The organism is Leeuwenhoekiella nanhaiensis (genome assembly GCF_002744755.1).
GTDB classification, from domain to species: Bacteria; Bacteroidota; Bacteroidia; order Flavobacteriales; family Flavobacteriaceae; genus Leeuwenhoekiella; species Leeuwenhoekiella nanhaiensis.
The window spans coordinates 112990-135224 of record NZ_KZ319293.1 but is presented as its reverse complement, the minus strand read 5'-3'; the positions used below and the strand labels follow the sequence as shown (position 1 = coordinate 135224).

Genomic DNA, 22235 nt, shown 5'->3' with positions numbered 1-22235 from the left:
TTTTGAGGCTTTTCTTTATCAGTATTTCCCCCAATAGTATTTAAAAGTGAAAGAGAAAGGCGGGACAAAATCAACATCGTGTTGGTCACGCTGACAACCAAAAAAGAAAAGCCCCGTCATCATTGCGATAACGGGGCTTTTTGCGGAGAAAGAGGGATTCGAACTTTTTACTATTATTTTGATGTGAATAACTATAAATAGTGTGCTTAAGCCTTGTTATAACTTATTTTATATATTTACTTATATATGTAAAAAGATAGGGGTTATGACAAAAATATGCCCCTAATTATGCCCCTCAACATTATGAGTTATAGTTGTACTTTCAATCTTAAAGAACCCAAAAGCAACCGACCTACGTTAATATACTTAAGAGCATATTTTAAAAATGAAGGAAAGTATTTAAAGTATTCAACGGGTGAATCAATTCATCCTAAATACTGGAATAATGAAAGTAAGTTTCCTAATCGTTTGCCTGGTAGAAGCAATATTGCAGTGCAAATTAATTCTATTATTAATCAATTATCCCGTTACTCAGAAACTTTTCAAATGATCTGCGGGCGGCTAGAAATGCAAGGTGATGTAGTAAGCCTGGCCGCTGTAAAAAAGGAACTCAATTACGAGTTTAAAAAAAATACACTTGCTCCAAATTCATTTTTTCCTGTATTCGATGATTTTGTAAAAGAGAAAGTAGATCTGGCCAAAATAGCTGGCGGCACAATACAGCGTTATAAAAACATTAAAGAGGTTTTACAGGAATTCGAGAAATCCTCAAATTATAAATTGACATTCTCCTCTATTAATGAAGATTTTTACGTGGCTTTTGTGAAGTATAGTAGGAAGACACTAAAGCATAAGGATAATACCCTAGGCAGAAATATTGGATTTATTCAAACTTTTATGAATTGGGCTGGCGGCAAAGGTTTTCATCATAATTACACCTTTAAAGGCTTTGAAAAACCCAGGAGTGAAACGGATGAAATAGCCTTAAGTATAGATGAATTAAACCAATTATTTGAATTTGATTTATCAAAAAAGCCAAGTCTTGAGCGGGTGCGTGATGTTTTTATTTTTGGTTGTGCTACCGGTATGCGCTATTCTGATTTTTCAAAGATAACCAGTGAGAATATTCGTAATAATCACATTTATCGTAACTCACAAAAGCAAAAAAATAATTTAGGTATTCCACTGAATAAATATTCCAAATTCATTCTTGAGAAATACAATTACGCTTTGCCAAAAATTAGCTCTCAAAAATTCAGAGAGTATATAAAAGATGCCTGTGAGCTCGCAGGTTTCAATAAAGACACTATTAAAACAACATATCGCGGTAATGAGCGAATAGAGGAAAGGATGCCAATGTATAAGCGTATTAGTACCCATACCGCTAGAAGAACTTTTATAACGATCTCTCTTGATAAAGGTATGCGACCTGAAATTGTAATGAGTATTACAGGGCACAAGAGCTATAGTAGTTTTAAAAAGTACATTAAGTTAACTCAAAGTAGCCGTGAACGTGCTATGCAAAATACGTGGAATTAAGATGGAAGGATTAACAGAGGATCAATTTAAAGAGACGCTTATTAAACAAGGAATTTATCAAGAACTAATGAAACACGTAGTTCTACGAAGTGAATACGAGGAATTGAAAAGTAATAAAACTCCCGACTTAATAAATCTTAGAAAAAAAATCGAAAGGCAGAAAGAAGAGATATCATCTTTAAAAATCCAAATCGAAAAAGAGCAAATTGCCAAACAATTAGCAGTATCTAATTTAGAATTTTATCAAAGTAAATATGTCTTTTTTGAAGCAGCCTTATTCCAAGAATATGTTTTCGGAGATAGATTACCGTTTTTCAAAAAGGTTTATGATTTTTTGAAAAGTAATAATGTATACAAAAGTACATTTGGAGATTTTTGTTATTCTATCCAAAACAACTCATCTGAAAGAAAATTAAATTTTAGTTTAATAAATAGTAAACTTTCAAGAGATGATTTAGGCTATTTCCTATCGTGTTTAGGGAATTTCTATGAATATAAATATTTAGAATATAAGAAATGGCTTAAAAACCGGGTGATTATAGAGGTTGAGAAAAATGGCTACATGGATACTACCCAATTTAAAAGACACATTAGAGATTATGAAAGCGCAATAAATAAACCTCAAATGAAAGAGAAAATAGATAAGCTTTTTAGTCAAATAATATAAAAGTGACTTTTTCTTTATTCAAGATTCAATTCAAATTCAATATAATATCATTTTAACCGCTCTTATTTTTATTAAATAATTGATTATCAGTGAATTTTTTAAAATTTAGATTCACTTTATATTCAATTACACCTCCTATAAACTTGCTATATGAAAATTATAGTAACAAATCAGGAGGATCTGGAAGCATTAGTAAAGACCTCTGTAGTACAATCACTAGATCAGTATTACAAACAGAAATCAAGAACAGAAAAACAATCTACTAACCTTTCTGTTAAGGAAGCCGCGCAACTTGTAAAAGTGTCTGAGCTTACCATTAGAAACTACATTAAGAAAGGCTTGATCAAAGCTGACCGTATTGGTAATAGAATTATTATCAACCGGGAAAAGTTCGAAGACTCTATAAAGGAAGTGAAATCTTTAAAATATCGAAGATGAAACAATATGTCACAGTATATCCTTTATTTGAGAAATATCTTGACCAGATGGAGTATGAAATCAACAGATGCGTTGAATTAAAAAATCCATCTAAAAGTATTTTAAGTTCTCTTGAGCATTTATTTCAAATAGTTGAAGGTTTGAAGTTAGTTCTTCGCAAAGAACCGAGTGTTAGCAACGTCAATTTTGAGCAGGCCGTAAATGAAGTATACAAGATGGACAATAGCCTTTCAGGTGTAATTATCCAGGTTCAGTTTAAGGAAAAACTTGATTCTTCAAAGCTTGGTTTTATAAATTTTAAACTGATGGTATGAAATATTTGAGAATAGGAACTGAATATTACAAAGTCGTACAGATGCCAGATTTGAATGAGGAACTGAGCAAAACCATTATACCCTGGAATAAGCAGACCATAATAGATGATCACGATAGAGATTTTCTGAAATCTATAAAAAAATATGAAGGCTTTATTAATATACCCTCACACGTAGATTATAAGCAAGAGGTCAAGGGTTTTTACAATAAATACAAGGCTTTAAATCATACTATACAAGACGGAGTAGACGAAACACAAATACCCAATACGATTTCCTTTCTACATCATATTTTTGGAGAACAAATACTACTCGGTCTTGATTACCTAAGTATATTATGGCACTATCCTACCCAGGTGTTACCCATTTTATGCTTAGTAAGTACCGAACGAGAGACAGGGAAAACCACTTTTTTAAATTGGTTAAAATTAGTGTTTGACGAAAATATGACGATCAATAAGGTCCAGGATCTTAGAAGTAAATTTAATTCTGACTGGTCGGAAAAGTTGATTATTGGTATTGAGGAAGTAATGTTTAATAGCCGCGAGGATTCTGAAAAAATCAAATATTTATCGACCGCAGTATCGTTTAAAACAGAAGCTAAAGGAAAAGATAAAGTTGAATCCCATTTTTTCGGCAAATTGGTGCTTTGTTCAAATCACGAAACAGACTTTGTAGTTACAGATAGGGGAGAAGTACGATACTGGGTTAGAAAAATTCCGGTTTTAAAAAATGCAAACCCCAATTTTATTAGAGATTTAAAAAATGAAGTTGATGGTTTTGTGTCTTTTCTTAATACCAGATCTATTCAACACGAAAAGTCTAGTAGGATGTGGTTTACGGCATCACAGCTTTGGACGGAAGCACTAGATAAATTGATCAATGGCTCCAGGCAACTTTTGGAGAAGGAGCTAATTATTTTGTTACAAGATAAATTTGATGATTTTGAAGAGGAAGAAATCAAGCTCACCTATGGAGATTTACTGACTGAATTGAAAGAAAGTAATATTCGAATCACTAGAAGTGATCTTAAAAGAATAATAGAAGGCAGCTGGGGGCTTTCTACAAAAAATAGCAGTTACTTTTTTTACTTTAAACTGCATTCGCCATCATCAAAAAGTCCTTGGATAAAACAAAGTGAGGCCAGGAAGGGTAGGTTCATTACGTTTGAAAAAGAATTTGTCAATTCCTTGTTGAAAAGTTGATTTAGATTACTGCCTTAGTATTAGTGGGGTATTTATGTTCAACAAGAAATTTCAATAATTGTTGAGATTATTGTTGAATGTATTTATGTGAGAATTCAATGCCTTAGGATAGAATTCAACAATTCAACGCTAAACCCTATACTAAGCCTTCAGAATAAGCTTACTTGTGTGAAAAAGAATGGTGCTTTAAAGACTATAAAGCTACTGTGGGTAAATTTCGCATGATTATCATTTAGACTGGCCGCGGATTATGATACGCGGCGTATTACCAGCGGCTTAACCCTAGATCAGCCGCAGTTATTGCCGCTTGTATATTTAATTAGCACGGGGCTAGCGGTAAATTTAGCCGCGGTACACTATAAAATAACCGCATAGTGCTTGCCGTGAATACTAACCGCAACTTAAATACGTACCGCTGCCTGTCGCTTAAAAACAGCAAACAAGCCGCCGCTTCTACCGCTTGCATTTGATTTAACTTCAAGCTAGCGGCATATAATGCCGCAGAAAAATATTGAATTGTCGCACAGTTATTACCGCAGGTCGTCAGCCGCAGTTTAAATAATTACCACCGCCTGACGCCGACAAGCCGCGGCTATGGCCGCTTTTAAATCTTATTTTATGAAGTTAGCGGCTTGCTCTGTTCCAGTAAAATTTGGAGTTGCGGCACAATGCCTGCCGCAGGTCGTCAGCCGCAGTTTAAATAATTACCGCCGCCTACCGCTTAAAAACTGGAAACAAGCCGGCCCTGATGCCGCAATTTATCAAACTACCGCCGCTAGCGGCCGCCGTAAGAATAGTGTAAACCGCGGCTTAAAAATATACGGGATATTGCAGGTTGCCGCCGGAGTTTAAATAACCGCATTTACCGCTCCCGGTTTCAGCCGCTTGGCTATTGGCTACAACTATTAGATTAACCGCGATATTAAGGTCGTTTTAGTCTCGTCAAGTTTGAATGTTTTCTTTCTTCAACTAAATCAAGAATGTCTTGCTTTTTAAAATACACCCTATTACCTATTCTAATAGGATCTAGTATTTCATATTCCATCCAGTGATGAATTGTAGTGATGCTGACACGAAGGTATTTTGCAATTTCCTTTCTAGTCAATAACAAATCATTCTGAGATTTATTGACATCTTTTAGGTAATGCTCTATTTTATCAATCAACTTGTCAGAAATTAGTTCGATTAATTCATCGATAGAAATTTCAGTAGTAACAATAGTAGTGGTTTTCATTATTAATTACATTTAAAGTTTTATTTTATCACACCGTTATTCAATAATCAAGTCGCCATTTAAAATCTAGAATGAATCCAGTAGAAATAGAAGAGGCAGTATCAGATCTTGCACAACAACCTTTTGAGGCAGAGGAATTTCCTTTTTCTTTTTTAGAAGCGTTCGGTAATAAAAGTACAACGATAAAAAAAATAAAAAGTGGAACTTCGAATAAAACCGATGTAGAAGGAGCTGTTTTACAGCGAAATAATATACACATCCTTGCAAGTAAAGAGGGAAAGGTAATACAATCATTAGAAGCACTTCGTAATAGCCCGGCAACTAAAAAAAATAAGGCGGAATTCATATTAGCTACAGACGGTAAAGATTTTCAGGCTGAGAATATGCTTACTGGGGAAACAGTAGTCTGTGATTATAAGGATTTTCACAACTATTTTGGCTTTTTTCTTTCACTAGCAAATATTACAACGGTAAAGCAAATTCGTGAAAGTGCATTTGATATTAAGGCGACTAGTCGTTTAAATAAACTCTATATAGAGTTATTACAACATAATCCAGAATGGGCAACAATGGAGCGTCGCCCAGATATGAATCACTTTTTAGCAAGGTTAATTTTTTGCTTTTTTGCTGAGGATACAGATATTTTTCAAGACAATCTTTTTACAAATACAGTTCAAAAATTTAGTGCATCAGATGCTTCAGATACACACATAGTAATAAGTGAGATGTTCAGAGCAATGGACACCAAGAAGCGGAATCGGGAAAATGAAAATATAAAAGTCTGGGCCAAAGATTTCCCGTATGTAAACGGTGAACTCTTTTCAGGTTCTATAGAAGTACCAAAGTTCACTAAAATCGCACGATCCTATTTATTACACGTAGGTAGTCTGGATTGGAAGCAGATTAATCCAGACATTTTTGGTTCAATGATACAAGCGGTTGCAGACGAAGATGAACGCGGTTCACTAGGTATGCATTACACGTCTGTACCAAATATTTTAAAGGTTTTAAATCCACTGTTTTTAGATGATCTAAGAGATCAATTAGAAACGGCCGGCGATAACAATCGCAAACTATTAAATCTTCGTAACCGTATGGCTCATATACGTGTTTTTGATCCAGCTTGTGGTTCCGGTAATTTCTTGGTAATCGCATATAAAGAAATGCGGAAAATTGAAAACGAGATTAACATTAAAAGAGGAGAAACTAACAAAGCGAGTGAAATACCTTTAACCAATTACAGAGGTATTGAGCTTAAGGATTTTTCAGCAGAAGTAGCACGTCTAGCGTTAATTATTGCTGAATATCAATGTGATGTTTTGTATAGGGGTCAGCGCTTGGCACTTGCTGAGTTTCTGCCATTAGATGCTGAAAATTGGATAACCAAAGGAAATGCATTAAAAATTGATTGGCTGTCTGTTTGTCCTCCAACTGGAATTGGAGTGAAATTACTAGGAGATGATCTATTCTCGACACCCCTAAAACAGGCAGAGATTGATTTTGAAAATGAAGGTGGTGAAACTTATATCTGTGGTAATCCCCCATATAAAGGCTCATCAGAGCAAACTATAGAAATGAAAAGAGACTTAAGAGATCTTTTATCTTCTAAAATTAAGAACTATAAATCTCTTGACTATGTAAGTGGTTGGTTTATTAAGGCTGCAGAATATGGTTTGATCACACCTTCTAAAAGTGCTTTCGTATCTACTAATTCTATTAATCAAGGGCTACATATACCAATTCTTTGGCCTTACATTTTTAATTTAGGGTATCATATTTCTTTTGCGCATGTATCATTCAAATGGAAAAATCTCGCAGCTCATAATGCAGGTGTTACGGTAGTAATTGTTGGAATTTCTAATGCAAAAGATGATAGATTAAAGATTTATACTCAAAATGATGATGGAAACGTTCAAGAAAAAATCACGGAATATATTAATCCTTATTTAATCCCTGATTTTAAAGTAATTGTTCAAAAAAAGTCTAAAGTTCTATCTTCTGATTTAACCGAAATGCACTACGGAAGTAAGGCAGCTGATGGAAAATTTCTAAATTTTGATTCACAGGAAAAGAGAAAAATAATAAAATTAGACTCTCGCTCTGCTAAATTTATTTACCCTTATTTGAGTGCAGAAGATGCAATAAAGGGTAAGAAAAGATATTGCCTTTGGATTGAAGAGAAAGATTTGAAAACAATTGACAATATTCCATTAATAAAAAAGAGGGTTGATCAAGTTAAAAGCTATAGATTAAAAAGTAAAAAGAAAACTACTAAGGATTTAGCTCTGTATCCTTATAAATTCTCTGAGGTCCGCTTTTATAAAGGGAAAAGAATATTTATCGTGCCAAGTGTATCTTCAGAGAAAAGAGATTACCTAACAGTAATTCCTGCAATTGAAAATTCAGTTTTAACTAATGCTGCATTTGGTTTATATGATGCTCCAATGTGGAATTTTTCTATACTCTCTTCACAAATTCATTTGATTTGGATCAAAACTATTTGTGGACAGTTGGAAACGCGACTAAGATATTCAAATACTTTGGGCTGGAATACATTTCCCTTGCCATCTTTAACCCAAAAGAATAAAGAGGATTTATCAGCTTGTGCAGAAGAAATTTTAATAGCAAGAGAACGACATTTCCCGGCAACTATTGCTGTTTTATACGACCCTGAGAAAATGCCTAAAGATTTAAAACTAGCACACGAACGTAATGATGAGGTTTTAGAGCGAATATACATAGGCCGTAAATTTAAAAATGACACAGAGCGTTTAGAAAAATTGTTTGAACTGTATACCAAAATGACTTCCAAAAACTAAAAATGAGTACGAAAAAAAATATACCTACTATAACTGTTAATTATAATACTAATGGCAGTTCTGTTAAGTCTAATGAATTAGGAATGCGTGCTATGCAAGAGCTTGCCTATGAAAAGCGAGGGGAGCAATATTTGTTGATCAAATCACCTCCTGCATCTGGTAAAAGCCGTGCTTTGATGTTTATAGCTTTAGATAAATTAAATAATCAAGGTGTTAAGCAAGCTATAATTGCTGTGCCTGAACAATCTATAGGTTCCAGTTTTAATGATGAACCATTATCTAAATATGGATATTATTTTGATTGGGAAGTTACACCAAAATGGAATTTATGTAATTCGCCAGGAGAAGATGGAAGTAAGGTAAATTCTGTAAAAGCTTTTTTTGAGAGTGAAGATAAAGTTCTGGTTTGTACACACGCTCTATTTCGTCGTGCGGTAGAGCGTTTTGGTATTGAAGCTTTTGATAATACATTAATAGCTATAGATGAATTTCACCATGTAAGTTCAAATGAAAACAATGTACTAGGTTCGCAGCTAAAAGAGTTCATTGAGAGAGATAAGGTTCATATTGTAGCTATGACGGGCTCTTATTTTAGAGGTGATGCAAATCCGGTTCTAATGCCTGATGATGAGTTGAAATTTCAACCAGTCACTTATACCTACTATGAACAATTAAGTGGGTATGAGCATTTAAAAACGCTGAATATTGGTTACTATTTTTATAGTGGAGCTTATGCTGATGATCTGCTGAAAGTACTTAGCCCGAATGAAAAGACAATCATTCATATCCCTAACGTCAATTCTAGGGAAAGTATGGGTGATAAAATTAAAGAGGTTGAGCATATTATTGAAGAGCTTGGAGAATGGCTAGGAGTAGATACTGCTACTGGTTTTCATCAAGTCAAAACAGAATCGGGTAAAGTAATAAAAGTTGCAGATCTGGTGGACGATGACCCTTCAAAGCGACCGTTAGTACAGGCTGCACTTAAGATGCCAGAAATAAAAACAAACCCCGATTACGTGGACATTATCATCGCCCTGGGAATGGCAAAAGAGGGTTTTGATTGGATATGGTGTGAACACGCTTTAACTATTGGGTACCGTTCCAGTTTAACTGAAATTGTACAAATTATAGGACGAGCAACAAGAGATGCTCCAAATAAAACACAAGCTAGATTTACAAATCTAATAGCAGAAGTAGATGCTTCAGAAGATTCTGTTACCGATGCTGTAAATGATACATTAAAGGCTATTTCAGCCAGTTTATTAATGGAACAAGTTTTGGCTCCAAAGTTCAACTTCACACCTAAAAACTCTCAAAGTAAAGAGAAGGAAGGTTACGATTACGGTGCGGGAGGCTACGATCCTGAGAAAGAAAATGTTGGCTGGAATGAAGAGAAAGGAGAATATCAGATAGAAATTAAAGGTTTAGCAATGCCTGAAAGCGAAGATGCAAAGCGTATTTGTAAAGAGGACTTGAATGAGGTAATTGCAGCTTTTGCACAGGATAAAGATTCAATTGGTCGCGGCTTGTTCGATGAAGAGTTGGTTCCTCAGGAATTAACGCAAGTAAGACTAGGGAAAATCATAAAAGACAAATATCCAGATATAGATGATGAAGATATTGAGGCCATTAGACAACACGCTATCGCTGCTCTTAATATAACTCAAATGGCTAAAAAATCTATAAACAATGACGGAGGGGAAATTTTGAAAGCTAATACGGCCCTAATAGATGGTATTAGGAAATTTACTATGGATGTTAGAGATCTAGATGTGGATTGGATAGATAGTATAAATCCATTCAGCGAAGCTTATTCCATACTTTCTAAAGCAATGACTGAAAAGAGCTTAAAAGCTATGGCGGAGGTTATTTCAAGTAGAAAACCAAATATTACTCTTGATGAAGCAAGAGATCTGGCCAAACGAGCTTTAAAATTTAAAAACGAGCGAGGAAGATTGCCAGATATTAATTCTGCGGACCCTTGGGAACAGCGTATGGCCCAGGGAATTGCTTATTTAGCAAGAAAAAAATCAGAAGAACAAAATGGCTAAGAAGGAGAAATTTACATCTGAGGATGAAGCTTTATTGGCAGCTCTTGGTGTCGATGTTGAGAAAAAAAAGGAAGTTACATATACTGCTTTAGAAGAGCGTGTTATTGCTGGTTTTGAAGAAATACAAAAATTTGTAGAGGAACAAAAGCGACTACCGATTCACGGTGAAGGGAATGACATTTTTGAAAGATTATATGCTGTCAGACTAGAGAAAATTAAAGGGAAAAAAGAGTTCATTGATCTATTAACGGAACTTGATTATCAGGGTATCTTATCTGGAGAAATAAATGAACCAGTTGCTGTTTCAGATGACGTAGATGACGATGAGTTATTAGAACTATTGGGAGTAGAGGAGGATGAATATTCTATTACTAATCTCAAATATGTAAGAACAAGAGCTGAAAAGCGAGCCAATGAGGAATTTGCAAATAGAACTGTTTGCGAAGATTTTGAAAACTTTAAACCGCTTTTTGATAGGACTAAGAAGGAAATAGAAAATGGTTATAGAGAAACTGTTCGTTTTAGGAAAGATGCCGGTTTTACTAAAACTATTATTCAAGAAAATCTTTTTGTTATCGTAAAGGGACAAATGGCCTATATAGCTGAGAAGGGGGAGATATTTAAGGCTCCAAATGGCGAAGAAGATGCTCGTTTACGAGTTATTTACGATAATGGTACTGAGAATGACTTATTGCAACGTTCGCTAATTAGAGCAATGTATAAAGATGAAACAAGTCGTTTTGTTACTCAACCTGGTTTGGGTCCCTTATTTTCAGATAAACTTGAGGATGATGATTTAGAGAGTGGTACTATTTACGTGCTTCGATCTAATTCTAAGAATCCTTTGATCATTAAAAATAGGGAGGTATTCCACAAGATAGGAGTTACAGGTAACGATCTTAACAAGCGAATACAAAATGCAAAAAATGACCCTACCTTTTTGATGGCAGATGTAGAAGTAGTTGCAACTTATAAATTAGCCAATATCAATCGTCATAAGCTGGAAAACCTTATTCAATCGTTCTTCAAAAATGCCAAGTTAAATATTGATATCAAAGACCGTTTCGGCAAACCGGTTAATCCCAGAGAGTGGTTTCTTGTGCCATTATTTGTTATTGATGATATGGTAGATAAGATTAAGGACGGAACTATTGTTGACTATTATTATGATCCTTCTTCGGCACAAATTTACAAATACTAAGAAGTTAAATATCGTAATATGAATAGTGAGAGAATAGAGAAGGACTTAAAAAAGCTGGAAACCTCCATCAAGTGGTTCAAGCGTAGTGCATTTCTTTTAATTTTATTGGGATTTGCTTGTCTGTATGTGGTGCATTGGCAAAATGAGAATGTATATCCCATGCAATGGAATGAAGTTGGGGATTTTTTAGGCGGTACGATGGTAGGTATATGGTCGCTTGCTGGGCTTTTTTTTATTTACGTAGCATTTCTGGGTCAGAAACAGCAAATGATTTATCAGCAACAAGAATTAAAATTAAACAGGGATGATCTTGAATTAAATCGCGAAGAAATAAGGAACACAAATGCTGCATTAGAGTTGCAGCGCTACGAAATGGCTAATCAAAATGAAACAGCAAAACGTCAACAGTTTGAAAGTCTGTTTTTCAATATGATTGATACACATTTAAAGATTGTTGCAGATATTGACATTACAGTTAGTGGTGAGGGTAAAATTACCGGAAGGGATGTTTTTGCTAGATGTCTTACTAAGGAATTGGGAAGAGCTAATGAAGGAAATAGTAAGATTGAGGCATATCGTACGGCTTACGCAAAGTACAGCACAGAATTTGGCCATTATTATCGTTTTTTATATCGAATTATTTCGCGTATCGACGAACAGGTATTTGTTTCTAAATCAACTTTAGATCCTGATGGAGATATAGAAAAGGAATATTTTTTAAGAAATTATGAAGTTAGATACGAATATACTTCAATTGTAAGATCTCTATTGTCTGATGAAGAATTGGAAATGTTATTTTATAATATGATTTTCTTTCATGATTTAAGGTTTAAGCCACTAATCGAGAAGTATTGTTTGCTTAAAAATATTCCCAAACCTGACAAAAAAATATCAAATCCGGATTACGTTTTTGATATCGGAGCTATTCGGAAGAATGAAAATTCAAACCTTTTAAAATTAAGTGAGTTTCTGGAGTAATTTCTTTGATAAATTAAATCAATGAATATGCCCCTAAATATGCCCCTTGAAAAACAAAGCCCCGTTATCAGTGCGATAACGGGGCTTTTTGCGGAGAAAGAGGGATTCGAACCCCCGGAGGTGTGACCCTCAACGGTTTTCAAGACCGCCGCATTCGACCACTCTGCCATTTCTCCTGAGTGTCTCATCAGCTATTTGCTGATTGCGGGTGCAAATATAGAAAGTTTTTTCAATTTCCCGCCAAAAAAATGAGCGGATTTTTAGACTAATTATTCTTTCCGGTAATGGGAATCTTATCTCCTTTAAAATGAGGCTCTTTGTTGATGAGCAATTCGCCCCATGCCTTTAAATTTGCCGCAATTTCCCGGTATCGGTTGCGCGATTCCAGCTCATAAGTTCTTCGGTCTCCAATATACCCATAGTATTCAAGGCCCATACTTCGTGCGATGTAAATAGCCCGAGGCAGATGAAAATGCTGCGTTACCACAATAGCCTTATCCACCTCAAATATATAGGAGGCTCTGTAAACCGAGTCGTAGGTATCAAAGCCGGCAAAGTCCATAAAAATAGCTTCTTCAGGCACCCCGCGTTCCCGCAGGTATTTTTTCATAGCAACCGGCTCGTTATAACTGGTGGTGCCATTATCACCCGAAAGTAAAAAGCGTTTTACTTTTCCCTGCGAATAGAGCAGGAGGGCAGATTCTACCCGGTCGCGTAAGATTGTTGAGAGCTCCCCATTACTGCGCACACTGGCTCCCAGAACCAAAACGGTATAGGTTTCGGGCAATTCTTCAGTGCGTTCAAAAATGTAGTTCTTAGTAGTTTGTTTGATATACAATGACAACCCGGACGTAACAAGTAAAACCAGCAGGAATCCCACGATTAACCAACGCAGCAGTTTTAGGAATACCAGATTGTTTTTAAACATAAATGGATCGTGGTTTTTAGCAGATTTTATAGGGCTTCAGTTGCTAACGTCTTATGTATGGATATTGGTATTAGGACGTGCCTTAAAATTACTAAGCTTTTTGCAATAAAAGCGTGCAAAGCACATTTAAAACGCATTTTGAAAGAATATATCTATAGAATGAAGCTAAGGTCTTAACTTTGGAAAAAATATGCATATGGATGTCATCAAAAGCCTCAACTGGCGCTATGCCGTAAAAAAGTTTAATCCTGATCAAAAACTAAGCGCAGCCAAGCTTGAGGTACTCACCGAAGCCTTTAATCTTACCGCGACTTCTTACGGACTTCAGCCTTTACGACTGGTGGTGGTTTCAGACAAGAATATGCAGCAACAGTTGGTGGGTGCTTCTATGAATCAAACCCAGGTGCGCGACGCTTCTCACGTGTTGGTTATTTGTGTCGAAAAAGAAGTCAGGGCCCCTTACGTGGAGTCTTATTTTGATCGGGTTCGAGAGGTACGCGACACTCCTGAAACGATACTGAAACCTTTTCGCGAGACGCTTAAAAAACAATTTGATACTCAGAAGGCTGAAAAAACCCGGCAGTGGGCAGTAAATCAGGCTTATCTGGCCTTGGGAAATTTGCTTACCGTTTGTGCGCTTGAAGAAATAGATGCCTGCCCAATGGAAGGTTTTGTTCCTGAAAAGTATGATGAACTGCTTAAACTTGATGAAATGGGAATCACCAGCACTCTGGTTTTACCTGTAGGTTATCGCGCAGCAGATGATATGTTTGCCGATTTTGAAAAGGTGCGCCGTTCTACTGAAGACACCATTATCAAACTTTAATCTAAGATTGATCGCGCTGCGAATTTTGCACCGGCTGATCGATAATACGCATCTTATATTCGTAGGCCTTGCTGGGCTTTAAGATCCTCATAGAATTATTATAAATCTCGTCAGGCTGATAAATGGGCAGGGTATAATTGAAACCGGGTTGTATTGCAAGGTTTTTGTCTAAATTGAAAAGCTCAGGATCAAGTGTTAGCGCTTTAAAAGGTTTATTGATGGAAGGGAAGGGTTGCTGCTGCAGTTTTTGTAAAATGCTGTCCTGCTTTTTTTGCGGAAGGATTTGATTTTTTTGAGCACATACCGAAGCGGAAGCGCCCAGAAGCATAAGGCCTAAGAAGTATAGATTTTTCATAATGCGATAGATTATTATATCTAATTACTTCAAAATAAGCTTGTTGTTGCAGTAGAAGGGAAAAAGGATATATTTAATAGGTCACACGCTCCATAATTTCGAGGCCGTAGCCTATCATTCCTACCCGTTTGTGATCTTCGCTATTTGACAGTAATCTGATTTTTGAAATGCCCAGATCGTGAAGGATTTGCGCACCAATACCAAAATCTTTTAAATCCATTTTAGGCGACGAATCAGCAGGCCTGCCTGTGGTTTGTCGTTCTTTTAAATCTGCCAGACGCGAAAGCAATTTGCTGGCTATATTTTCCTGATTGATAAAAACCACTGCACCTTTTTCGGTTTTATTGATCAGCTCAAAGATTTTCTCCAGTTTCTTATCGCTTTCCTGAGTAAGTGTACTTAGAATATCGTTGTTTACAAAAGATGAATTCACCCGTACCAAAACCGGCTCGTCAATGCCCCATGTTCCTTTAGTCAGGGCAATGTGAATCTGATCGTTTGTAGTTTGCTGGTAAGCGCGTATGCGAAAACTTCCATATCGGGTTTTGAGGTTAAAATCTTCTTTCTTTACAATCAGCGAATCGTGCTGCATGCGATAAGCTACCAGATCTGCAATCGAGACAATTTTAAGATCAAATTTTTTAGCCACATCCATAAGTTGAGGCAGGCGCGCCATGGTGCCGTCTTCATTCATGATTTCAACGATGACTCCTGCTGGAGCAAAGCCTGCGAGCCGGGCAAAATCTATAGCAGCTTCGGTATGACCGGTTCTGCGCAGTACACCACCTTCTTTAGCCTTAAGCGGAAAAATATGACCTGGTTTTGAAAAATCCCAAGGTTTAATATCAGGATTGATGAGTGCACGTACGGCTTTTGCGCGATCTGAAGCACTAATACCCGTAGTTACGCCGTGCCCTTTTAGATCTACCGAAACGGTAAAAGCGGTTTCCATCGGGTCACTATTAGTGCCCACCATCATCTCGAGTTTCAATTCTTTGCAGCGATCCTCGGTTATTGGGGCGCAAATGAGTCCACGACCGTGGGTTGCCATAAAATTGATGGTTTCAGGAGTGACCGTTTCTGAGGCAGCCAGAAAATCCCCTTCATTCTCACGATCTTCATCATCTACTACGATGATTACCTTGCCTTTTTTTATTTCGGCAATGGCTTCTTCAATGGTGTTAAGCTGAATATTTTGGGAACGGGTTTGCACGTGCATAAATTCTGTTTAGGACAACAAAGGTACAATTTAGGCTTCTTATAAACTTTCGGCCTTAAAAAAAACGGGTGGTTACTTAAAGGTTTTGAGTAAGGTTTCGGCCGCTTCTTTGAATTTTTCGGAATAGCCGTATTGCTCGTAGTTGGCCACGATATCTTCCAGTTCCCGTTGATTTTTAGTCTTGAGAATGGCCTTTTCAGAATTGGTAAGATCGAAATCAGCCAAAGGCTGCTCCGGGTCAACGGCATCAAGATCTTTTTTCCGGAATAATTTTTTGATGGGATCCAGAAACCCTTCCAGATCGAACAAGCCCTGATCTGTAGTGGCTCTGTAAGTTAGATAAACGCCAAGCGGAAATAAAATCAGCGTACTCAGCCAGCTTGCAAGCCAGGCGGCAACACTTCCGTCTTCGGCACTGTTTTTAGCAAAAATACCGATGAAGTGATAGGTGAGAAAAAGTCCAACCCCAATGACTATAGGCAAGCCCAGTCCACCCTTACGAATGATTGCTCCCAAGGGTGCTCCCACAAAAAAGAGTATGACACAACCAAAGGCCAAAACAAATTTTTCGTGAAGCGCAATCTCGTATTTGCTGAGGGTTTTGATCTTAACCTGATTATTGGTTTTTTGACCCTTAATAGAGGTGATGTTATTTTTTACACTGGTCTCAGCCCCGCGTAATACCTGTGCCTGTGAAGACAGGCTAAAGTTTTTAATAAGCTCTTCTTTAACAACACGGGTGGTATCTACCGGAATATTTGACAGATAGGACGTGTCTAAAGGCCGCAATTGCATTTCCCTAAGCTCTGTAGTACCGCGGGATTTTAAATAATTGCTGTAGTTTTTTGAAATGTCAACCAGGGTATCGTTGAGTTGAGCGACGGTAAGCATGGTATAGGCATTGTCAATGCTTTTTTCGTCCATATCAACATTGTCGAGTTCGCTGAGGTCTATGTTGATGGTGTAGGTCTCAAAATAGCTTTTTACAAAAGGTTCGCGACGCTGCTTGCTGTAATCTTTTTGCTCTACCTCGTCGTAATAGTTACCGTCAATAAGTTTTAAAGACAGGATATTATCGCCTTCCGCGCTGATTAATTCGGCTTCTTTGGCTTTTATTACGGTGAAATTTCCGGTTCGGGAAGGATCTTTTTGGTAGATGATCACATCTTTTAAGAATTGTCCGTTTTCCCCTTCCTTATCAGCGATTTTCATCACATAACTTTCGCCAATGGTGTTGTACTGACCCTTTGTAATCGCCATCGCAGGTTTTACCTGAGCGATATTTCGTCTTAAATTGAGCGATTCAAATTCAGCAGCCGGAATCACATAGTTGGCAAAAAGAAAAGAAGTACCTGCTAAAATTAAAATGAAAACGGTTAGGCTACGCATAGCGCGTTGCAGGGAAATTCCGGTCGATTTCATTGCGGCAAACTCATAGTTTTCCGCAAAATTACCGAAGGTCATGATACTCGTGAGCAAAACGGTAAGCGGCAATACCAGAGTCACCAGCCTGGGTGAGAAATACAGCAGGAATTTTACAATAATAACCAGATCAAGATCTTTCCCGGCCAGTTCTTTGATGTAGAGCCATACCGTTTGCAGCACGAATATGAACATCAGGATGATGAACGTACTGAGAAAGTTCTTGATAAAGGTTATTAATATATAGCGATCCAGTATTTTCAATACCTGTCTAGTCTAAACGGTTGATGTAATAGTCGCCGTATTTGGCTTCATCAAAGACAAACAGATTGCCGGGAAGCGGCTGATTAGTCTTGAATGAATTTACCGTGATGGTAATTTTGCTTCCGTTTTTCTGGGTCATAATCAGGCGGTAGATGTGCTTGGTTTGCACGTCAACACCTAAAAGAGCCGATTTTAATTCGCTGTTAGAGTCAATAGGCGTTAGCTTGATGTATTGTATTTTACGTCCGCTTACATTTTGCTCAATATCCCATTTGTATGAATATCCCTTGTTGAAAAAGGTCAGCATTTTTGAAGGCGTGATGGCGTCGTCATCTCCCGGATCCTGAGTAGAAATGGTGATTTCTTCATCTTCGGGCACGATGGTGTAGAGTTTTTTACCGTCATACATTTGGGTGGTACCCATTAGATTCAGCTTATACTTATCACCATCTAAAGTGACGTCTCCACGAGTTTCCTGATTGATTCCGGCGGCGTCGTTAGAGAGGCCGTATTTGAAATCGATAAACATATTGTCATAGCTCTTCACTTTAGCCGAAACCTGGTCTAAAAGTGTTTTAGCTTTGGTATCCTGAGCAAAACCCGTAGAAAAAGCTGCAAACCAAAATACAAGCGCAGCGATTAAAGGTCTTTTATAAAAATTCATATTATTCATTATTTAATTGTTGATGTAATGCGTTTAAATCTGAAACGAGAACCTGTCTGGCCTTACTGCCTTCAAAGGGACCCACAATTCCTGCGGCTTCCAGTTGGTCGATGATTCGCCCTGCACGATTATAGCCCAGCTTGAGCTTACGTTGCAGTAAAGAAGCGCTTCCCTGTTGTGCGGTCACGATGACTTCGGCAGCTTCCATAAACAAAGCATCCCGGTCGCTTGCATCTATATCAAGACTTGTGCCACCTTCTTCCCCTACATATTCTGGCAGCAAATGCGCGTCAGGGTAGGCTTTTTGTGAGCCGATGAAATCGGTGATTTTTTCAACCTCAGGAGTGTCAACAAAGGCACATTGTACACGTACCAGATCATTGCCCTGCGTAAACAACATATCTCCGCGACCTATAAGCTGATCGGCTCCCTGACTGTCAAGAATGGTTCTGGAGTCGATTTTTGAGGTAACCCTAAAGGCGATACGTGCCGGGAAGTTGGCTTTGATAATACCAGTAATTACGTTAACCGAAGGTCGCTGAGTTGCTACAATAAGGTGAATACCAATTGCCCGTGCCAGCTGTGCCAGTCGTGCGATAGGTGTTTCTACCTCTTTACCAGCAGTCATAATTAAATCTGCAAACTCGTCGATTACGAGTACGATATAGGGTAAAAACTTGTGCCCGTCGTTGGGGTTGAGCTTTCGTCTCCTAAACTTGGCATTGTATTCTTTAATGTTACGCGCCATGGCATCTTTAAGCAAATCATAGCGGTTGTCCATCTCGATACATAAGGAATTCAAGGTGTTGATTACCTTGGCATTGTCGGTGATAATGGCCTCTTCGGTATCGGGAAGTTTAGCCAGGTAATGTCGCTCGATCTTATTGAAAAGCGTGAGCTCTACTTTTTTAGGATCTACGAGAACGAATTTTACTTCAGCCGGGTGTTTTTTGTACAACAGGGAAGTAAGAATGGCATTAAGACCTACAGATTTACCCTGTCCTGTTGCTCCTGCCATCAGGAGGTGGGGCATTTTGGCGAGGTCTACGACAAATGTTTCATTTGAAATGGTTTTACCCAAAGTAAGTGGGAGTTCCATTTCGGCATTTTGAAATTTCGGCGAAGCAATTGCCGAACGCATGGAAACAATACGTGCGTTTTTATTAGGCACTTCAATACCAATGGTTCCTTTTCCGGGAATAGGCGCGATGATACGAATTCCTAGGGCCGAAAGCGAAAGCGCAATATCGTCTTCCAGGTTTTTAATTTTGGAAATACGAACCCCGGCTTCAGGCACAATCTCGTAAAGCGTCACGGTAGGACCTACGGTAGCTTTGATGTGCGCAATATCGATCTTGTAGTTTTTAAGGGTATCTACAATTCGATTTTTATTTTCTTCAAGTTCTTCCTGATCAATGGTAATGCTTTGACCCTGGGTGTAGTCTTTCAGCAATTCGATTGAAGGGAATTTGTAATTGCTTAGTTCGAGCGTGGGATCAAATTCGCCAAAATCCTGAACCAGCTTGGTACTCAGGTTTTCTTCGACCTCTTCTTCCTCAACGGTTTCTTCTATTTCAATCTCAAAATCTTCATCAGATTCCGCTTTTGGAGCTTCACTAACTACCGGTTTAGGTGGGACAGGAGTAGGAGTGGTTTTAAGAACCGGTTCTTCAAGGTCTTCTTCTTCCTCTTCTTCGATTAGTTTCTCAACAGGGAGTTCGATGTTGTCTTTTTCAAAAGCCGTGTCTTCAAATGAAACCTCTTCGTCGTTATCGTTGAATTCCGTTTTAATAGCATTGCGCTTTCGCGAAAGATATTGCCCCACAAGTTCGGGAGTAAGTTTTAGCCTTACGGCGAAATAGACAATAGCCACAAAGGCGAGCACGAGAATGGTTCCGATGAGACCCAGATAATCCTGAAGGAAGTCGTTGAGTTCAAAACCTACCATTCCGCCCAGCAGCGCGTTGCGTTCTGAGAAGAAACCAAAGAATACCGAAAACCAAAGCATTACAATAATTCCCCAAAACCAATAGGCCTGTAGGCTCTTTTTAGGTCGGTCAAAGAAGTAGTAAAATCCGGTTAGGGTAACCAGAACAGCGAGTGCAAAGGCTGCGATACCAAAACCTTCATAAATAAAAAAGTTTCCAAGCGCGGCACCAAATTTATTAAGCCAGTTTTGAGCTTCTATGCTGCGATCATCAAGACTGTTTAAGGTGCTTTGATCTGCCTGCCAGCTAAAAAAGTAGGAGATAAACGAAAACATCAGCGCGATCCCTAAGAGGAATAGAAAACTCCCCAATACAATCTTTTGCTGTTTACTCAGTTTAAAACTGATTTTTACAGACTTTTTTTGAGAGGTAGTCGTTTTGGTTTTCGCTTTTTTTCGGGCCATTAGTAGTACTAAGCTTAGTAGGTCTGCTTATAAAAGCTCCTAAAGGAGCTGTAATTATATCTGTTTTTTATTCGGGCGTAAAAATACAAATATCAAACGGTACTCTGCCGATAAAATTTTAGAAGAGGTAAGGTATATAAATTATGAAGCCGATTATTCCTGCAATCACGGCGGCAAAGGTCACTGCACCTGCCGATACATCTTTGATAATACCTATTTTTTTATGGTAATCGGGGTGTACAAAATCGGCTATTTTTTCAATGGCGCTGTTGAGTCCCTCTACGGAAAGCACTAAGGCAATGGCCAACAATTGAATGCACCACTCGGTTGTGGTGATTTCAAAATAAAAACCCAGAACTGTTACCACCAAAGCACAGAACACCTGCACTTTAATACTGGCTTCTGTGCGTATGAGGTAAAATGCACCTACAAAAGCATATTTAAATGCTTTAAGGCGATTGATGATAAACGGTTCTTTGGGTTGTTGCATCAGGCGATAGCGCTAAGAGCTGCTTCATAGTCTGGTTCCTGACCTATTTCAGGTACCTGCTCGGTATAAATTACCTTGTGATCCTCGTCAAGTACAATAACCACGCGGCTGTGTAAGCCGGCAAAAGCACCGTCGTTAATTAAAAGGCCGTAGTCTTTACCAAAGCTTCCGTCTTTAAAGTCTGAAAGTACCTGAACCTGATCTAAACCTTCTGCTCCGCAAAAACGAGCCTGTGCAAACGGGAGATCGCGGGAGATACACAATACCACAGTATTGTCAAGATCTGAAGCCTGCTCATTAAACTTGCGTACCGAAGCTGCACAAACACCGGTATCTACACTCGGGAAAATATTCATCACGACTTTCTTGCCCTTAAAATCCTCAAGTGTGCTTTCCTGAAGATCGGTTCTTGAAAGTTTAAAATCTGGAGCTTGCGTTCCATTTTCAGGAAGCTCGCCACTGGTATGCGTAGGGTTTCCACCCAGAGTTATTTCTGCCATGATTTTTGGTTTTGTAAACGGTAAAAGTAGGTATATAAACAACTAACGCCAATTAAAGGAATGCCAATTTCTACATAAGCCCATACCCGCAATAAAAAAAGCTTCCGCAATTTGCGGAAGCTTTAGGATATCAACGTTTATACAAGTGTGTGTCTCGCAATCCTGCTTAACGGTCAATAGAACCCAAAACCTTTTGGGCAAAACCATTAGCCGCATCGCGCTCAGACATTCCGCTTGCGATCATCTCGTGCATTTCAACAGCGCCACAAAGATTGGTAATCAATTCGCCTACAACATCCATCTCCTCATCTTTTACAGAACGGTGTTCGGTAAACGATTCAAGTACATCAATGGTGTGCTGTAAAGCTTCTGCACTATTGTTCTTCTGTAAATGTTTAATTACTGGTAATTTCATCAACGAGTTCTTTTAGGTTATCAAACTTGTTAGTCTGTACCTGGTTTACAAAGTTTCCGTTTTTAAAAGTCGCAAAGGTTGGCAGATTGTCTACCGTTGCCAGTTTGCGGCTTTCCGGGAATTTTTCGGCATCTACCAGCAGGAATGCAGTATCCTCGTGTTCTGTAGCCAGTTTTTTAAACTTAGGCTTCATCAAGCGGCAGTTTCCACACCAGCTGGCCATATATTGAACCACCACGGTGTCGTTAGACGATACCCATTCTGCCAGATTATCCTGATCGAGTTGCTTTAACATAGCTATAGATTTTTAA

22 protein-coding genes and 1 tRNA gene are annotated in these 22235 nt (G+C 38.0%); 11 read left to right on the top strand and 12 right to left on the bottom strand.

Features of this window, described 5'->3' with window-relative positions; all coding sequences use genetic code 11:
• Positions 1–288: 288 nt before the first annotated feature.
• The 6 genes from CJ305_RS13385 (at position 289) to CJ305_RS13360 (ending at position 5015) form a co-directional block, all read left to right on the top strand.
• A complete protein-coding gene (locus CJ305_RS13385) occupies positions 289–1539 on the top strand; it encodes a site-specific integrase (RefSeq protein WP_189319448.1) in 1251 nt (416 codons plus the stop codon).
• 1 nt (position 1540) lies between these two features.
• Complete coding sequence (locus CJ305_RS13380; RefSeq protein WP_099646792.1) at positions 1541–2206, top strand: hypothetical protein; 666 nt, start codon at positions 1541–1543, stop codon at positions 2204–2206.
• Positions 2207–2356: 150 nt separating this feature from the next.
• Entirely contained in the window at positions 2357–2644 is a 288-nt protein-coding gene (locus tag CJ305_RS13375; RefSeq protein WP_099646791.1) for a helix-turn-helix domain-containing protein, read from the top strand.
• Entirely contained in the window at positions 2641–2958 is a 318-nt protein-coding gene (locus tag CJ305_RS13370) for a hypothetical protein (RefSeq protein ID WP_099646790.1), read from the top strand. The genes CJ305_RS13375 and CJ305_RS13370 overlap by 4 nt, the downstream gene beginning before the upstream one ends.
• Complete coding sequence (locus tag CJ305_RS13365; protein ID WP_099646789.1) at positions 2955–4163, top strand: primase-helicase family protein; 1209 nt, start codon at positions 2955–2957, stop codon at positions 4161–4163. Before CJ305_RS13370 ends, CJ305_RS13365 begins: the two co-directional genes overlap by 4 nt.
• A 618-nt stretch (positions 4164–4781) precedes the next feature.
• A complete protein-coding gene (locus tag CJ305_RS13360) occupies positions 4782–5015 on the top strand; it encodes a hypothetical protein (protein ID WP_143469386.1) in 234 nt (77 codons plus the stop codon).
• A gap of 70 nt (positions 5016–5085) precedes the next feature.
• Here CJ305_RS13360 and CJ305_RS13355 read toward each other — a convergent pair whose 3' ends face one another.
• Positions 5086–5397: a helix-turn-helix transcriptional regulator gene (locus tag CJ305_RS13355; protein WP_099646787.1), complete on the bottom strand. Its 312-nt coding sequence runs from the start codon at positions 5395–5397 to the stop codon at positions 5086–5088.
• A gap of 71 nt (positions 5398–5468) precedes the next feature.
• Between CJ305_RS13355 and CJ305_RS13350 the strand changes: the two genes are divergently transcribed.
• From CJ305_RS13350 to CJ305_RS13335, 4 genes are read left to right on the top strand one after another with little or no spacing between them, the layout of a single operon-like run.
• On the top strand, positions 5469–8216 hold the full coding sequence (locus CJ305_RS13350) for a class I SAM-dependent DNA methyltransferase (protein WP_099646786.1): 2748 nt from the start codon (positions 5469–5471) through the stop codon (positions 8214–8216).
• 2 nt (positions 8217–8218) lie between these two features.
• Positions 8219–10270: a DEAD/DEAH box helicase gene (locus CJ305_RS13345; RefSeq protein WP_099646785.1), complete on the top strand. Its 2052-nt coding sequence runs from the start codon at positions 8219–8221 to the stop codon at positions 10268–10270.
• The gene (locus tag CJ305_RS13340; protein WP_099646784.1) at positions 10263–11471 is read left to right on the top strand and encodes a GIY-YIG nuclease family protein; all 1209 of its coding nucleotides are present in this window, start codon (positions 10263–10265) and stop codon (positions 11469–11471) included. The genes CJ305_RS13345 and CJ305_RS13340 overlap by 8 nt, the downstream gene beginning before the upstream one ends.
• 18 nt (positions 11472–11489) lie before the next feature.
• On the top strand, positions 11490–12449 hold the full coding sequence (locus tag CJ305_RS13335) for a putative phage abortive infection protein (protein ID WP_099646783.1): 960 nt from the start codon (positions 11490–11492) through the stop codon (positions 12447–12449).
• A 91-nt stretch (positions 12450–12540) separates the two neighbouring features.
• On the opposite strand, the gene CJ305_RS13330 is transcribed toward CJ305_RS13335, so the two are convergent.
• Both CJ305_RS13330 and CJ305_RS13325 read right to left on the bottom strand, forming a co-directional pair.
• Positions 12541–12625, bottom strand: a tRNA-Ser gene (locus tag CJ305_RS13330).
• Between the two features lie 89 nt (positions 12626–12714).
• Positions 12715–13377, bottom strand: a complete 663-nt coding sequence (locus CJ305_RS13325; RefSeq protein WP_099646782.1) for a SanA/YdcF family protein — start codon at positions 13375–13377, stop codon at positions 12715–12717.
• A 196-nt stretch (positions 13378–13573) separates the two neighbouring features.
• On the opposite strand from CJ305_RS13325, the gene CJ305_RS13320 reads away from it, so the two are divergent.
• Positions 13574–14203 (top strand): NAD(P)H-dependent oxidoreductase, encoded by a 630-nt coding sequence (locus CJ305_RS13320; protein ID WP_099646781.1) that lies wholly within the window; start codon positions 13574–13576, stop codon positions 14201–14203.
• A gap of 1 nt (position 14204) precedes the next feature.
• Here CJ305_RS13320 and CJ305_RS13315 read toward each other — a convergent pair whose 3' ends face one another.
• The 9 genes from CJ305_RS13315 to CJ305_RS13275 form a co-directional block, all read right to left on the bottom strand.
• On the bottom strand, positions 14205–14558 hold the full coding sequence (locus CJ305_RS13315) for a hypothetical protein (RefSeq protein WP_143469385.1): 354 nt from the start codon (positions 14556–14558) through the stop codon (positions 14205–14207).
• Between the two features lie 73 nt (positions 14559–14631).
• Complete coding sequence (ribB, locus tag CJ305_RS13310) at positions 14632–15777, bottom strand: 3,4-dihydroxy-2-butanone-4-phosphate synthase (protein ID WP_099646779.1); 1146 nt, start codon at positions 15775–15777, stop codon at positions 14632–14634.
• 72 nt (positions 15778–15849) lie between these two features.
• Positions 15850–17463, bottom strand: coding sequence for an LptF/LptG family permease (locus tag CJ305_RS13305; RefSeq protein WP_099646778.1), 1614 nt, complete (start codon positions 17461–17463; stop codon positions 15850–15852).
• A gap of 7 nt (positions 17464–17470) precedes the next feature.
• On the bottom strand, positions 17471–18136 hold the full coding sequence (locus CJ305_RS13300; protein WP_099646777.1) for an outer membrane lipoprotein periplasmic chaperone LolA1: 666 nt from the start codon (positions 18134–18136) through the stop codon (positions 17471–17473).
• A complete protein-coding gene (locus tag CJ305_RS13295) occupies positions 18129–20519 on the bottom strand; it encodes a DNA translocase FtsK (protein WP_099646776.1) in 2391 nt (796 codons plus the stop codon). The genes CJ305_RS13300 and CJ305_RS13295 overlap by 8 nt, the downstream gene beginning before the upstream one ends.
• A gap of 118 nt (positions 20520–20637) precedes the next feature.
• A complete protein-coding gene (locus CJ305_RS13290) occupies positions 20638–21009 on the bottom strand; it encodes a diacylglycerol kinase (protein ID WP_099646775.1) in 372 nt (123 codons plus the stop codon).
• A complete protein-coding gene (tpx, locus tag CJ305_RS13285; protein WP_099646774.1) occupies positions 21009–21509 on the bottom strand; it encodes a thiol peroxidase in 501 nt (166 codons plus the stop codon). Before tpx ends, CJ305_RS13290 begins: the two co-directional genes overlap by 1 nt.
• A gap of 166 nt (positions 21510–21675) precedes the next feature.
• Positions 21676–21924 (bottom strand): DUF6952 family protein, encoded by a 249-nt coding sequence (locus CJ305_RS13280; RefSeq protein WP_099646773.1) that lies wholly within the window; start codon positions 21922–21924, stop codon positions 21676–21678.
• Positions 21905–22219, bottom strand: a complete 315-nt coding sequence (locus CJ305_RS13275) for a thioredoxin family protein (RefSeq protein ID WP_099646772.1) — start codon at positions 22217–22219, stop codon at positions 21905–21907. The genes CJ305_RS13280 and CJ305_RS13275 overlap by 20 nt, the downstream gene beginning before the upstream one ends.
• Positions 22220–22235: the final 16 nt, after the last annotated feature.

Bases quoted from the DNA above. Each gene is read 5' to 3' on its own strand.
- CJ305_RS13385 (WP_189319448.1), top strand. From the start codon at position 289: ATGCCCCTCAACATTATGAGTTATAGTTGTACTTTCAATCTTAAAGAA.
- CJ305_RS13380 (WP_099646792.1), top strand. From the start codon at position 1,541: ATGGAAGGATTAACAGAGGATCAATTTAAAGAGACGCTTATTAAACAA.
- CJ305_RS13375 (WP_099646791.1), top strand. From the start codon at position 2,357: ATGAAAATTATAGTAACAAATCAGGAGGATCTGGAAGCATTAGTAAAG.
- CJ305_RS13370 (WP_099646790.1), top strand. From the start codon at position 2,641: ATGAAACAATATGTCACAGTATATCCTTTATTTGAGAAATATCTTGAC.
- CJ305_RS13365 (WP_099646789.1), top strand. From the start codon at position 2,955: ATGAAATATTTGAGAATAGGAACTGAATATTACAAAGTCGTACAGATG.
- CJ305_RS13360 (WP_143469386.1), top strand. From the start codon at position 4,782: ATGAAGTTAGCGGCTTGCTCTGTTCCAGTAAAATTTGGAGTTGCGGCA.
- CJ305_RS13355 (WP_099646787.1), bottom strand. From the start codon at position 5,397: ATGAAAACCACTACTATTGTTACTACTGAAATTTCTATCGATGAATTA.
- CJ305_RS13350 (WP_099646786.1), top strand. From the start codon at position 5,469: ATGAATCCAGTAGAAATAGAAGAGGCAGTATCAGATCTTGCACAACAA.
- CJ305_RS13345 (WP_099646785.1), top strand. From the start codon at position 8,219: ATGAGTACGAAAAAAAATATACCTACTATAACTGTTAATTATAATACT.
- CJ305_RS13340 (WP_099646784.1), top strand. From the start codon at position 10,263: ATGGCTAAGAAGGAGAAATTTACATCTGAGGATGAAGCTTTATTGGCA.
- CJ305_RS13335 (WP_099646783.1), top strand. From the start codon at position 11,490: ATGAATAGTGAGAGAATAGAGAAGGACTTAAAAAAGCTGGAAACCTCC.
- CJ305_RS13325 (WP_099646782.1), bottom strand. From the start codon at position 13,377: ATGTTTAAAAACAATCTGGTATTCCTAAAACTGCTGCGTTGGTTAATC.
- CJ305_RS13320 (WP_099646781.1), top strand. From the start codon at position 13,574: ATGGATGTCATCAAAAGCCTCAACTGGCGCTATGCCGTAAAAAAGTTT.
- CJ305_RS13315 (WP_143469385.1), bottom strand. From the start codon at position 14,558: ATGAAAAATCTATACTTCTTAGGCCTTATGCTTCTGGGCGCTTCCGCT.
- ribB (WP_099646779.1), bottom strand. From the start codon at position 15,777: ATGCACGTGCAAACCCGTTCCCAAAATATTCAGCTTAACACCATTGAA.
- CJ305_RS13300 (WP_099646777.1), bottom strand. From the start codon at position 18,136: ATGAATAATATGAATTTTTATAAAAGACCTTTAATCGCTGCGCTTGTA.
- CJ305_RS13295 (WP_099646776.1), bottom strand. From the start codon at position 20,519: ATGGCCCGAAAAAAAGCGAAAACCAAAACGACTACCTCTCAAAAAAAG.
- CJ305_RS13290 (WP_099646775.1), bottom strand. From the start codon at position 21,009: ATGCAACAACCCAAAGAACCGTTTATCATCAATCGCCTTAAAGCATTT.
- tpx (WP_099646774.1), bottom strand. From the start codon at position 21,509: ATGGCAGAAATAACTCTGGGTGGAAACCCTACGCATACCAGTGGCGAG.
- CJ305_RS13280 (WP_099646773.1), bottom strand. From the start codon at position 21,924: ATGAAATTACCAGTAATTAAACATTTACAGAAGAACAATAGTGCAGAA.
- CJ305_RS13275 (WP_099646772.1), bottom strand. From the start codon at position 22,219: ATGTTAAAGCAACTCGATCAGGATAATCTGGCAGAATGGGTATCGTCT.